Here is a 12,882-nt window from a genome sequence, read left to right on the forward strand (position 1 = left end):
GCCAACGTCGTGATCTGTCGAGAAATTATCCTCACCTCAAGGTGAGCGCCACGCCGTGTGTCATGGTATCGCCTTGAGGCCTGTCGCCGATAACACGCCCAAGATGAACGGCCGATTATCATGTTTTGATTGAAAGTCTTTACGCCATCTGCCGCTATATCCCGCCGCCTGCCCGTTCCAAGATTCACTGCGTCGATTGCCAGCGCATCGGCATTGTCCCCCTTCTTCCCATGACCAGACAGGCAGCCACCATGAAACGTCCCTTCTCCCTTGCTCTTCTCGGCCTCTCGGTCGCCTTCGCCAGCATGACCGCCCACGCCGATGACCACTCCACGCTCACGCCGTCCAGTGAAGTCGTCCAGCAGTCCGACATCGACTGGGGCTACCTGAACCCGCTGCGCGGTGACCAGAGCCCGGCGGCCGGCGACCTGTGGGGCGACCGCACCAAGGATGGCGCTTCGGGCTTCCTGGTGAAGTTCAACGAAGGCTTCTCCTCACCGCCCCACATCCACAACATCACCTACCGTGGCGTGGTCATCCAGGGCGAGGTCCACAACGATGACAAGAACGCCGATGAGCAGTGGCTGCCCGCAGGCTCGTTCTGGATCCAGCCGGCAGGCGAATCGCACATCACCGCGGCCAGAGACAAGGTCAACATGGCCTACATCGAGATCAATGAAGGGCCCTACCTGGTACAGCCGGAATCCGAGGCCTTCCACAACGATGAAGAGCCGCTGAATGTCGCCGAGAACAACATGGTGTGGCTGGATGCCAATGACATCCGCTGGATCAACCTGCCGGGCAGCGACGACGCCGAGCAAGGCCCGAAGACCGCCTTCCTGTGGGGCAACCCGGACGTCGGCCAGCTGAGCGGCCGCCTGGTGAAACTGCCGGCCGACTTCTCCGGCGAGATCAAAAGCCACGCCGACGAATTCCGTGCCGTGGTCATCAAGGGCGACCTGACTCACGAGACCGAAGGCAAGGACGACAGCCAGAGCCTGGCGACCGGCAGCTACTTCGGCTCTCAGGGCGAGATCACCCATGACATCACCACCAGCGCCGACGGCGAGACCCTGCTCTACGTGCGCACCAATGGTGATTTCGACATCGTCGAAGACTGAAACCTGAGGTCGTCTGAACTCTTGGCTCTGAGCTCTTGGCTCTGAGATCTGAGTTCTGAATCAGCAGACATCGCGACCTGCAGCAAACACGAGCGGCCACCCCGGTCTCAAGACCGCGGGTGGCCGTTCGTGTTTGTGTTGCGTTGGTATGCGTACCCGCCATCAGGCGACGCCGTCAAGCCAGTCTTTGAATAGCCATTTCGAGGCCACGGATTTCCGCCAGCCCCTTCATGCGCCCATACAGCGGGTACCCCGGGCGGGTCTCGCGCCTGGCGTCATCCAGAATGTGGTGGCCGTGATCCGGGCGCATCGGCAAGGGCGCGCCGCCCGATACCAGGCGACGACGCTCCTCCGCGACCAGCACGCTGATGATGTCCACCATGTCCAGGTCACCCTCGAGATGCTCAGCCTCATGGAAGGAGCGCTTGTCCTCGCTGTCACGCCCGGTGGCCCGCAGATGGGCAAAGTGGATATGTGGGGCGAAGCGTCGCGCCATGATGCACAGGTCGATCTCCGGATTGGCCCCGTAGGAGCCGGTACAGAACGTCAGGCCATTGGCGGGGCTGGGCACGACGCCCAGCAGCCAATCGGCATCCACCATGCTCGAGACCACGCGTGGCAGGCCAAACATCGGCCGCGGCGGATCATCGGGGTGGATGGCCAGTCGAATGCCGACCTCTTCCGCCACCGGCACGATGGCCTTGAGGAAAGTGGCCAGGTGCTGGCGCAGTCGCGCGGCATCGATACCGTCATAGGCCGCAAGCGCCGCTCGGAACTGGGCCAGCGTGTAGCCTTCTTCCGCCCCCGGCAGCCCCGCGATGATGGTGCGGATCAACTTCTCGCGTCCGGCATCATCGAGCGACGCCAGATGCCTGCGCGCGGCCTGCTGCTCTTCGCTGCTGTACTCGTGCTCGGCGCCGGGGCGCTCCAGCAGATAGAGATCAAAGGCCGCGAAGGCATCCTGATCAAAACGCAACGCAGTGCCGCCCTCCGGCAGCTGCCAGGCGAGGTCGGTGCGCGTCCAGTCCAGCACCGGCATGAAGTTGTAGCACACGGTGCCGATCCCGCATTCCGCCAGGTGGCGCAGCGACTGCTGATAGTTGGCGATATGGCGATCACTGCCGGGCGCCGCCTGCTTGATGCTCTCATGCACCGGAATGCTCTCGACCACTGACCACCTGAGCCCGGCCGCCTCGATCTGCGCCTTGCGCTCACGAATGGCTTCCAGCGGCCAGACCTCGCCGTTGGGAATCTCATGCAGCGCCGTCACGATACCTGTCGCGCCGGTCTGGCGAATTTCCTCGAGCGTGATGGGGTCCGCGGGACCGAACCAGCGCCATGTCGCTTCCATGTCATCTCCTTGACGGTCAAAGGGGGGCAAATGCCACCTGCCGACAAAATATGACAACTTGTGTCAGGTGCTGCCATGCGACCTATGTCGCTGCCGGCGAGCGGCTCTCCCGGCGCACTTCTCTCTGAAGATGGGCCCAACGCTAGATCGCGTCTCGAGATACCAGGCCGACCAGATACCCATCACGCTCACGACTCACTAAAAATCTTTTTAAATCAGAATATTGAAGAAAAAACCCAATAGTTCTCCATAAACCCTTTTTGCGTAATAACTGTCACTGCTCTGTGGTGACATGCCTGTTGGCGGCCACCAAGACGCGCTTTTCGGGTCACGACACTAGACTTATTGCTCATCAAAAGTTGTCAATATTTGTTTGATCAGTCACCTCTTCCCCCCTATAGTGAGTCTCGAAAGCACATCAGACGCACGTGTCGACTTATCACTTGGGCCAGGCACGTTGCCGAGAGCCGAGACTCCTTACCTATACTGACGACGGACGCCATATGACTGCCATTACCTCCACAGAGCATCCCAGCTACGCCGAGCTCTCCTCCGTGACCCGCGAGCGTTTGATGCGCGCCTCTACCGCCTCCCTGCACACCCTGCTGTTCAAGCGCGGTCTGCGGAACACCTTCATCCAGAACGTGGTGCAGATGAACAACAGGACCACCCAGATGGTGGGCCAGGCCTTCACACTGCGTTACATCCCGGCGCGGGAAGACATCGATACCGTCGCCGCCTTCCGCGACCCCAAGCACCCGCAGCGTCTGGCGGTGGAAACCGTGCCGGCCGGTCACGTGATGGTGTCTGACTGCCGCCAGGACGCCTCGGCCGCCAGCGCCGGCAGCATTCTGCTGACACGTCTGGAGTATCGTCAGTGCGCGGGCTTCGTCTCCGATGCCGGCATTCGTGATTCAGGCGCCGCCGCCGAGATGAACCTGCCGATCTTCTGCGCCAAGCCGAGCGCGCCGACCAACCTGACCAAGCACCATGCAGTGGAACTGCAGGTGCCGATCGGTTGCGGTGGCGTGCCGGTCTTCCCGGGCGATGTACTGGTCGGCGATGCCGATGGTGTCATGGTCGTACCGCTGGAACTGGCCGACGAGATCGCCGAGGAAGCCAGCCAGATGGAAGATTTCGAGGATTACGTGCTGGAAAAGGTACGCAACGGCACGCCGGTGATCGGCCTGTATCCGCCGACCGACGAAGCGCGTGCAGAATTCGAACGCTATATGGCCGCCAAGCAGTAATCGGCTCGCCAGCCGCCGTCTTGTCCACGGCGGCCACGGACGACAGGCCACGCCGACCTGTCGTCCGCCATCCCTCCTGCCTCAATGCGCCTCGAGTGACCACAACCATAACAACACTGGAGTCATGCCATGACCCGTCTGAACAGCCGTCTCAATAGCCATCTGAATAGCCTTCACAACAGCCGTCAGGCCAACGTGCACGCCAACCCTGATGCCAGTCAGCAATCCCGCGCAGACCGCAAGCGCCGCAGTCGTCCGCTGCTGGCCTTGCTCGCGCCGCTGGCCCTGTCCGGCATGGTGGCGGCCTCACCCTTTGTCAGCAGCGGCGTGCAGGCCGACTATCCCGTGCGAGACATTCGCCTGATCGTGCCATGGCCGGCCGGCGGTGGTGCCGACGCTATCAGTCGCAAGATCAGCAACCTTGCCGAGCAGGACCTGCCGAAATCGATCTACGTCGAGAACATCGGCGGTGCCATCACCGCCACCGGCCTGATGCAGCTCAGCAAGGCGCGTCCCGATGGCCATACCGTCGGCGTGATGACCTATGACAGCATCATCACCCTGCCACGCGGCAATCTGGTGCCCGGCTATTCGCTGGACCGGATGATCCCCTTCGCCCGCATTACCAAGGAAGCGGATGCCATCGTGGTCTCCAGGCAGTCCGGTTACGAGAATTATGAGCAACTGATCGAGGCCGCACGCGCAAACCCCGGCACCGTGAGGATCGGCGTCGCTCCGCAGGGCTCTGGCCCTTATCTGGCGGTACGCCGCCTGGAAGCGGCAGCGGGCGTCGAATTCAATGTCATCACCTACCCGGGCTCTTCCACCGCCGAGGCCGAGGCTCTGCTCTCCGGTGAGATCGACGGCGCCATCTCAAGCCTGGGAGACTTCTCCGGCATTCTGGATTCCGGCGACGCCCACGGCCTCGTCGAGTTCTCCTCCGAGCAGAATCCGGCCTACCCGGAGGTGCCGCCGATGAGCGAACTGGGCGGCAATCTCGAGACCGGCAGCTTCATCGTGCTGGCCGTGCCCAAGGGCACCCCGGAAGATGTGGTCAGCACCCTGGAAAGCGCCTACCACAGCGCCTACGAGACACCAGAATTCCAGAAGTGGATCACGGGAGTCGGCGTCACGCCCAGCTGGCTGGGGGCCGATGAGGTCAACGCCTGGATCGAGGACTACCAACAGAAGACCTTCACTGCCATGGATGAACTCGGCCTGTAGACGCGCTGGCAGGCGGCACCTCTGAGTGCCGCTGCAATCCCACGTCTACCCGTCCTCCTTCACTTCCATCGTCAAGCGGCGCCCGGCCACGGGCGCCGCCAGGGAATTCTGTCATGTCTCCTTCCGCCTCTCCTCCCGTCCGGCGTCACTGGCTGCTCAGCGGGGCGACACCGCTGACGCTGGCCATGACCGCCATCAGCGCCCTCTATCTGATCAGTGCCTTCCAGATGGCGCCGCCATTGGACAATGGCCGCCTGACGGCCTCCTTCTTCCCCGTGTTGATCGGCAGCATCGCGCTCGTGCTCTGCGTGGCGCAGCTGGTGAGCCAACAACGGGCGAGCCGCGACTCCCGCAGTAGCAAGTCCGACAGCGCTGAGTCCACCAGCACCGAGACCGCCAACAATGACGCCTCCAGCGCGGACAGCGACGCAAGCTCGCCTCGCTTCTCGCCGGCGCTGCGCCTGATGCTGGTGACCGCGCTCTATATCCTGGCGTTCTCGCACCTGGGTTACCTGCTGTCGTCAGCGCTGTATGTCTTCGCCGTGATGCTGCTGTTCGCGGGGCGTGACAAGTGGGTCAGCAAGGCAGTGATCGCCTGCGCCATTTCCGCGCTGGGCTATGGGCTCTTCGAGCAACTGTTCAACGTCCATCTCCCTGCGCTGGATCTGTCTGCGCTCGGCCTGGGCAACGGGAGCTGACCCATGGAATTCATTGCCCAGGTATTCTCGAGCTTCGCCCTGCTGCTAGACCCCGTCATCCTGTTCTACGTGGTCGCCGGCTTCGTGATCGGCACCATCTTCTCGGCCATCCCGGGTCTGACCGCGACGCTGGCACTCGCCCTGCTGCTGCCGCTGACCTATAGCCTCGATGTCACCACCGCCCTGATGGCGTGTGCCAGCATCTACATGGCCGGCATGTGTGGCGGCAGCATCACGGCCACCACCATCAATATTCCCGGCGCGCCGTCCTCGATGATGACAGCGCTGGAAGGCTATCCCATGCAGCAGCGTGGCGAAGGCGCGCTGGCGCTGGGCCATGCCTCCTTCGGCTCGATGATCGGCGGCAGCCTCGGCGCGCTGCTGTTGATCGTGCTGGCCCCCTTCATCGCCGAGGCCTCACTGCTGGTCAAGACGACGGGCAAGTGTGCTCTGATCGCCTTCGCGCTGATCGTGATCGTGGTCGCCCAACGCGGCAACATCCGCAAGGCCGGCATCACCGCCTGCCTGGGCCTGATGCTCGCGACCGTCGGGCTGGACGCCATGCAGCCGCTGGCCCGCTTCACCTTCGGCATCAGCGAGCTGACCGCCGGGATCGATCTGATGCCGGTCATCATCGGTACCTTCGCCATCAGCGAGCTGTTGATCCAGGTCGGCAACCGCAAGAAGGACGCCGCCATCCGCCAGCAACTCAAGGCCAGCAAGCAGCTCAAGCGGCGTGATTTCATTCCGCCGCTGAGCGCCATTCGCGAGATCGGCCTCGGCTGCTACCTGAAATCGACCTTGATCGGCTACATGGTCGGCACTCTACCTGGCGCAGGGGGCTCAATGGGTGGTTTTCTCGCCTACGTGGAAACCGTGCGCACCTCGAAGAAGCCGGAGAGCTTCGGCAAGGGCAATCCCCAAGGCATCGCCGCCGCCGAAAGCGCCAACAATGCCGTGTGCGGTGGCGCCCTGGTGCCGATGCTGACCTTCGGGATTCCGGGCGACCCGGTGACGGCCATCGTGCTGGGGGTACTGGTGATCAACGGCATCCAGCCGGGGCCGCAGCTGATGGCCTCGCAATCCGGCCTGATCGCACCGATGCTGGCCTCACTGCTGTTCAGCGCGCTGATCCTGATTCCTCTCACGCTCTACCTGATGGGCCCGTACTTCCTGCGCATCGTCACGATCCGCAAGGATGTGCTCTATGGCGCCATCGCACTGCTGGCCGTGGTCGGCAGCTTCGTAGCCACCTACTCCGTGTTCCAGATGATGATGACGCTGGTGCTGGGCATCGTCGCCTACCTGATGCGCAAACATGATTATCCGGTGATCACGCTGCTGCTCGGCTTCATCCTCGGCCCGAACCTGGAAGAATTCCTGCGTCGCGCGCTGACGCTCTCCAACGGCAACCCGATGACCTTCATCACCACGCCGGACAGCCTGTTCTTCGTCGTGCTGACGGTGGTCTTCGTCTACTTCCTCGGCATTCGCAAGCCGGTGCAGTTGAAGCAGGCGGCCCCCGCGAAGGCAGGTTCGACGGGCTGAGCCTTTTACAAGCTCCCGGGAACGAGCCTATCCACACGCTCCCGGGGATGAGCCCAGCCACACGCCCCATGCCTGAACGAAAAATGCCCGCTACCGAAAGGTAGCGGGCATTTTCATGTTCTCTCGTCGCGCGGACCAACCGATCACCACTACTGCCAACACATCACGCCCATACATCACACTCCCAGGCCTGCGCGCGACGATCAGGCGGGTGCAGAGCAGGCGTTGCGGGTAGCTGGGGCATTGCAGACAGGCGCCGGGCGAATGGAGGCGGGGTCTGCCAGCGCGGCCACCACGGATCTGACCTGCTGATAGCCGGTGCGCATCAGGAAGGTCGGCGCTCTGCCGTAACTCTTGATGCCGAGGATGAACAAGCCTGGCTCGGCATGCAGCAGTTCGGCCGCGCCGTGTTCCGGCACCGACCCGCAGCTGTGCTGGTTGGGGTCGATCAGCGGCGCAAGCTTGATAGGGCTCTGCGTCGCGGGGTCCAGCGAGACACGCAATTCAGACAGCAGCCCCAGAGAGGGACGGAAGCCAGTGGCCGCGATGATGCGATCCACCGCTGGCAGCCGGTGTTCGCCACTCTGTACGACCCAGCGCCCCGCTTGATGATCGATCGCCTCGACGGCAAGCCCGGTCACTACCTCGATCCGGCCTTCCTCAAGCAGCGCCTTGATGCGCAGTTCGAGTGCCTTGCGCTCCTCCAGCTCATCATTGGGCGCCGGGCGGATGATCTCATCGATATTGGCGCAGCGCACACCCCAGACGATTCGCATCCCCGCTTCGTGGTCTGCCAGCACGATCAGGTCCTGCAGCGCATTCAGCGCCGAGTGACCGCTGCCGATCACGAGTACCGACTTGCCGGCATACTCAGCCGCTTGTGTGCCGCGAATGTCCGGCACGCCATAGGCGATGACTTCGGCCGCCGCTTGCTCACCAATGGCGGGAATGCCGTGCGCCCCGATCCAGTTGGGGGTCTGGTAGGTGCCGGAGGCATCGATCACCGCGCGGGCCAGCACATCGCGCGGGCCGTCAGGCCCCTCGACGCGCAGCACGAAGGGCGCCTCATCGCGTCCGCCACTGCGCAGCACATCATGCTGTTGTCGACTGACATGGGTGATGCGGCTATCGACATGCAGGCGCGAGCTGATCAACGGGTGCGCGGCGAGCGGTGCGACATAGTGGTCGAGAAACTCGGCCCCGGTGGGATAGGCAGCAGCGTCCGGGGCCTGCCAACCCTGTTCCTGCAGCAACTCGGCCGCTAAAGCGTCGATATTCCATGACCAGGGCGAGAACATGCGCACATGTCCCCAGCTGGCCAGGTTGGCGCCTGCGTGCGCGCCCGACTCGAAGAGAATCGGCTCCAACCCTGCCTCCAGCAGATGGACGGCGGCGCTCAGCCCTATCGGCCCGGCGCCGATGATGGCCACCGGCAGGCTTGTGATATCACGACTCATGGCAGTCTCTCGCAGCAATATGTTGTCAGTGACAACAAACCTAGTATCCCTCCACGCCAATGTCTACACCCAGGCGCTCAATCAGTCACCCAGGCGCTGCCGCGCGGCAAGGGTCAGCTTGTTGAGCAGTGTCACTGCGCCCTCCACGACCTCCGGCGACAGGCCCTCGATCATGGAGGCCTCTTCCGCGACCAGCTCGGCGTGAATCTGCTGGTACAGCGCCCTGCCCTCGGGGGTCAGCGAGAGCTCAACGGCACGCCGGTCGTTGGGGTCCTCGATCTTGCGTACATAGTGCTTGCGGATCAGCGAGTCGGCGACCCGGCTTGTCGTGCTCTTGTCGAGGTACATCTCGTCCGCCAGCGCCTGCAGTCTCAGCGGTCCGCGCTTGACCAGCGTTTCCAGCGCATAGCATTGAGCGACGGAGACGTTGTGGTGGCAGATGCTTTCCCTGTCGCGAAACTGATGGACACGAATGAGCTGATTGACGGCTTCGTACAGTGCTTCTGCTTGATCCACTCTGGTGCCTCACGTGACGGTGGTCAAAAAAGGGGGGCATGGCTTGCCACGATAACCGAGCACGATACAGAGCGCACCGATATCCGGCAGCCCTTATCCAGCAACCCTATCGGCTTGCACGTGGCATGCCTTGCGCGAGCAACTCGATCGCGACCTGTCTCCCCGATACGACGCCAGCAGACCTTGCAGGCAAGAATTGTGCAAGAATCTTGCAATTCATTATTGAGAACGATTAGCATTGCCAGCCGCAACATATAACTATTCAAAGCAAGGGATATCACGTGCACCTCCGCCTCCATCCGCTTACCGCAGCCGTCCTCTCCGCCAGTGCGTTGACCCTGAGCCTCTCGGGCCACGCCTCGGCTGACGACATGTCCACCCTCGTCATCAGCGAAGACCGTCTCGAACAGAATGTCGTGATCAGCGCTGAAGAGATCGATCAGCGTCAGGCACGCGACCTGGAAGACCTGTTCCGCGCCGAACCGGGCGTCAGTGTCGGCGGTGGCATCGCCATCGGCCAGAAAGTCTATGTACGCGGCCTAGAAGACACCAACCTGAACGTCACCATCGATGGCGCGCGTCAGGGCGGCTATCTCTTCCACCATACTGGCCGATTGACCATTGACCCGGCCCTGCTCAAGCAGGCAGAAGTCGATAAAGGCCCCGCGACCGCCGATGATGGCCCGGGCGCGCTTGGCGGCAGCCTCCGCTTCGAGACCAAGGATGCGCAGGACCTGCTCAAGCCCGGTCAGGACCTGGGCGCACGCGTCTCCGTCGGCACCGAAAGTGCGGCGGACGCCACCTCCGGCACCACGGCGTTCTATGGTCGTCTGGGGGAGAATCTTGGTCTGATGGGATATGTCAGCGGCCGCAACAGCGATGACTATGCGGTTGGCGATGGCGGTGAGCAGGAACAGACCGCAGGCCAGCAGCGCGGCTACCTGCTCAAGATGTCATTGCTGGACGTCAATGATCAGGACCTGCGCATCAGCGCCGAGCGCACCACCGATCACGGCACCTATTTCACGCGTCCGCACATGCCGAGCTTCAGCAGTCAGCAGCCGACCTATCAGGAAATGGAGCGCGAGACCTTCACCGTCAATCATGCCTGGCACCCGGGCAATGACCTGATCGACACCAGAACCACCCTCTATCACACCACCCAGGAACTGGATCGTGTCGAGGCCGGCAGCACCAGCCGTTCCCGCGAATTCGGCGCGGATGTCCGCAACACCTTGCGCCTCAAGACGGGTGACGTGGCACATGCGCTGACCACTGGCGTGGACTTCCATGATCAGGACACTCGTCGCTCCGATGACGCCGGCAGCGCCGGCCCCAACAACGAAGACACCTCACGCAACCTGGGAGTCTACGCCCAGAACCGCATGACGCTGGGCCCGTGGGCCCTGTCCGTTGGCGCGCGGCTGGATGATTACGACAGTGATTACGGCGAGGCGGGCAGCGTCAGTGGCAGCGAGGTCTCCCCCAACGCGATTCTGAGTGTCGATGCCACTGACAACCTCACCCTGCATGCCGGCTACGGCGAGGCCATTCGCGGTGCCAAGGCACGTGAAGTGATCCTGATCGGCGATGATGTCACCATCGCGGAGGGGCTTGAGCCGGAACGCGCTCGCCAGCGCGAAATCGGTCTGGATTGGCATCAGCGCGATGCCCTGATGGCGGGAGATCGCCTCGGCTTCGCGCTGACCGGCTTCCATACCGATATCGAGAACTATCAGGCCTATGATCGCGGCAGTGATCCGGCGGTGCTCTACAACCTGGAGGGCGAAGTCGAGAGCCGTGGCTATGAAGCCAGCCTGAACTGGGGCGTGGGCGGCTACGACACGCGCCTGGGCTACGCCAAGGTGGTGATGAAGAACAACGACGGCGACCCGCTGGGTGACGAGATGAACATCGGCGCCTCCACTGGCGACAAGTGGACCTGGGATCATCAGTATCGCTTGCCAAACCACAACGTCACCCTGGGCTACACCCTGAACGCGGTGGAACGTCTGGAACGGGTGGCAGAAGGCGACGAGGAGAAGCCGGGCTACGTGACGCACGACATCCGCGCCCAGTGGACCCCGGCCTCCTGGCAGGATCTGACCCTGACACTGGCGGTCAACAACGTGTTCGACAAGCGCTACAGCGACCACAGCAGCTACCTGCTCAGCAGCGGTGACAGCATGCTGGAACCGGGCCGCGACGTCCGCCTGGGTGCCAGCTACCGCTTCTGACTCAGTCCCTGATTTTCGCGATCAGCTCAAGAACAGCTCGCGATCAGCTGACGAAAAAATGCCCCACAGGCCAGGCCTGTGGGGCATTTTTCATGGCGCGCATATCAGCCTGGGTAAAATGGAACCCAGGTATCAGGCCGGATAGAAAGGCCAGATGATGGGCAGCAACACGACGCTGACCAGATAGCCCACGACCACCAGGGGCAGGCCCGCCTTGACGTAATCATTGAAGCGATATCCCCCGATCCCCAACACCATGGTGTTGGCCGGCATGCCCAGCGGCGTTGCAAAGGCACAGGAGCCGCCGATGCAGATCGCCATCAATACCGCACTGGGGTCAGCGCCCAATCCCACCGAGATCGCACCGCCGATAGGGGCCAACAGGGCTGTCGTGGCCGTATTGGACATGAACTGCGAGAGTCCCGCGGATATCACGAACAGCACACTGAGCAACACGCGCGGTGATGGGGCTTCGCCCAGATAGGCGACCACGTGCTCCGCCATCATCGTGCCCAACCCCGTCTTCTGCATGGCGATGGCCATGGGCAGCATGCCTGCGAAGAGGAAGATGACGCGGGAGTCGATGGCATCCAGCGCACGGCGCTCCTTCATGACCCCCGTCAAGACCAGCAGCAGTGCCCCTGTGACACCGATGACATGCATGGGGAAACCGATCACGTCATCGAAGACCATCGCCAGGATGGTGAGTACCAGCACACCCAACGCCAGGTACTGCTTCCAGAGCGGGGCCATGGTCGGTTGCTCGTCATACATCTCGACCCCATCGCCACCGGGACGATCCGGCAGGAGCTTGTAGCCGATGGTCAGGAAGTACAGCAGGCCGAAGATCATCATCGGAATGCCGATCATCGCAAAGGAGAAGAAACCGAAGGACTGAGCGCCATCGGTCATCTTGCTCAAGGTGCTGTCGACGATCAGGTTGCCCGGTGCCCCGATCAAGGACAGATTACCGCCCATTGCCGAAGCGAAGGCGAGCGGCATCAGAAGCTTGGAGCGGCGAATCCCGGAGCGACTGGCGATACCGACCACCGCAGGAATCAAGACGGCAGCCGTGCCGGTATTGGACAGAAAGCCGGACAGAATCGCTGTTACCAGCATGATGGCCAGCAGCAGCTGTCGCTCTGTCTTGGCGAAATGCGTCACGATGCCACCGATACGATTGGCCATGCCGGTTTCGAACAAGGCACCGCCGACGACGAACATCGCGCAGAAGAGAATCACGTTCTTGTTGATGAACCCGGAAAAGGCTTCCTCTGGCGTGAGGATGTCGCCCAGCACGAGACTGATCAGTACCAGCATGGCAGTCAGGGCAAGCGGAATCTTTTCCGAGACGAACAGTACGATCGCGACCATGAGAATGGCCAGCGTCAGAAGTTGCGCGTCCATTTTATTGTCCTTGTGGTTGGAACCTTCACGCGCAGGGGGCAGGCATGGCGTTCCTGCCCCCTGGATGTTGCAA

10 protein-coding genes are annotated in these 12,882 nt (G+C 62.5%); 6 read left to right on the top strand and 4 right to left on the bottom strand.

Annotated elements, in window-relative coordinates; translation table 11 throughout:
* Positions 1 to 251: 251 nt before the first annotated feature.
* A complete protein-coding gene (locus tag QD356_RS07030; RefSeq protein ID WP_192839305.1) occupies positions 252 to 1,121 on the top strand; it encodes a DUF4437 domain-containing protein in 870 nt (289 codons plus the stop codon).
* 175 nt (positions 1,122 to 1,296) lie between these two features.
* Here the strand turns inward: QD356_RS07030 and uxuA are convergent, their stop codons facing one another.
* Positions 1,297 to 2,472 carry a mannonate dehydratase gene (gene uxuA / locus QD356_RS07035; RefSeq protein ID WP_192839306.1) on the bottom strand — a complete coding sequence of 392 codons (1,176 nt, stop codon included), beginning with the start codon at positions 2,470 to 2,472 and terminating at the stop codon, positions 1,297 to 1,299.
* A 503-nt stretch (positions 2,473 to 2,975) separates the two neighbouring features.
* Between uxuA and QD356_RS07040 the strand changes: the two genes are divergently transcribed.
* From QD356_RS07040 to QD356_RS07055, 4 genes are all read left to right on the top strand, one after another.
* Positions 2,976 to 3,722, top strand: a complete 747-nt coding sequence (locus QD356_RS07040) for a ribonuclease activity regulator RraA (protein WP_052384648.1) — start codon at positions 2,976 to 2,978, stop codon at positions 3,720 to 3,722.
* 129 nt (positions 3,723 to 3,851) lie between these two features.
* Positions 3,852 to 4,946 carry a tripartite tricarboxylate transporter substrate binding protein gene (locus tag QD356_RS07045; RefSeq protein ID WP_225996650.1) on the top strand — a complete coding sequence of 365 codons (1,095 nt, stop codon included), beginning with the start codon at positions 3,852 to 3,854 and terminating at the stop codon, positions 4,944 to 4,946.
* 113 nt (positions 4,947 to 5,059) lie between these two features.
* The gene (locus QD356_RS07050; protein WP_192839308.1) at positions 5,060 to 5,644 is read left to right on the top strand and encodes a tripartite tricarboxylate transporter TctB family protein; all 585 of its coding nucleotides are present in this window, start codon (positions 5,060 to 5,062) and stop codon (positions 5,642 to 5,644) included.
* Positions 5,645 to 5,647: 3 nt separating this feature from the next.
* Positions 5,648 to 7,192: a tripartite tricarboxylate transporter permease gene (locus tag QD356_RS07055; protein WP_192839310.1), complete on the top strand. Its 1,545-nt coding sequence runs from the start codon at positions 5,648 to 5,650 to the stop codon at positions 7,190 to 7,192.
* A gap of 203 nt (positions 7,193 to 7,395) precedes the next feature.
* Here QD356_RS07055 and QD356_RS07060 read toward each other — a convergent pair whose 3' ends face one another.
* Positions 7,396 to 8,649: an FAD-dependent oxidoreductase gene (locus QD356_RS07060; protein ID WP_192839312.1), complete on the bottom strand. Its 1,254-nt coding sequence runs from the start codon at positions 8,647 to 8,649 to the stop codon at positions 7,396 to 7,398.
* Between the two features lie 81 nt (positions 8,650 to 8,730).
* Positions 8,731 to 9,165, bottom strand: coding sequence for a MarR family transcriptional regulator (locus QD356_RS07065; protein ID WP_192839313.1), 435 nt, complete (start codon positions 9,163 to 9,165; stop codon positions 8,731 to 8,733).
* A gap of 281 nt (positions 9,166 to 9,446) precedes the next feature.
* On the opposite strand from QD356_RS07065, the gene QD356_RS07070 reads away from it, so the two are divergent.
* Positions 9,447 to 11,402, top strand: a complete 1,956-nt coding sequence (locus QD356_RS07070; protein ID WP_192839315.1) for a TonB-dependent receptor — start codon at positions 9,447 to 9,449, stop codon at positions 11,400 to 11,402.
* A gap of 132 nt (positions 11,403 to 11,534) precedes the next feature.
* On the opposite strand, the gene QD356_RS07075 is transcribed toward QD356_RS07070, so the two are convergent.
* Positions 11,535 to 12,809, bottom strand: a complete 1,275-nt coding sequence (locus tag QD356_RS07075; protein WP_192839317.1) for an SLC13 family permease — start codon at positions 12,807 to 12,809, stop codon at positions 11,535 to 11,537.
* Positions 12,810 to 12,882 lie beyond the last annotated feature (73 nt).

It is taken from the genome of Cobetia sp. 2AS, assembly GCF_029846355.1.
In the GTDB taxonomy this organism is placed as follows: Bacteria; Pseudomonadota; Gammaproteobacteria; order Pseudomonadales; family Halomonadaceae; genus Cobetia; species Cobetia amphilecti.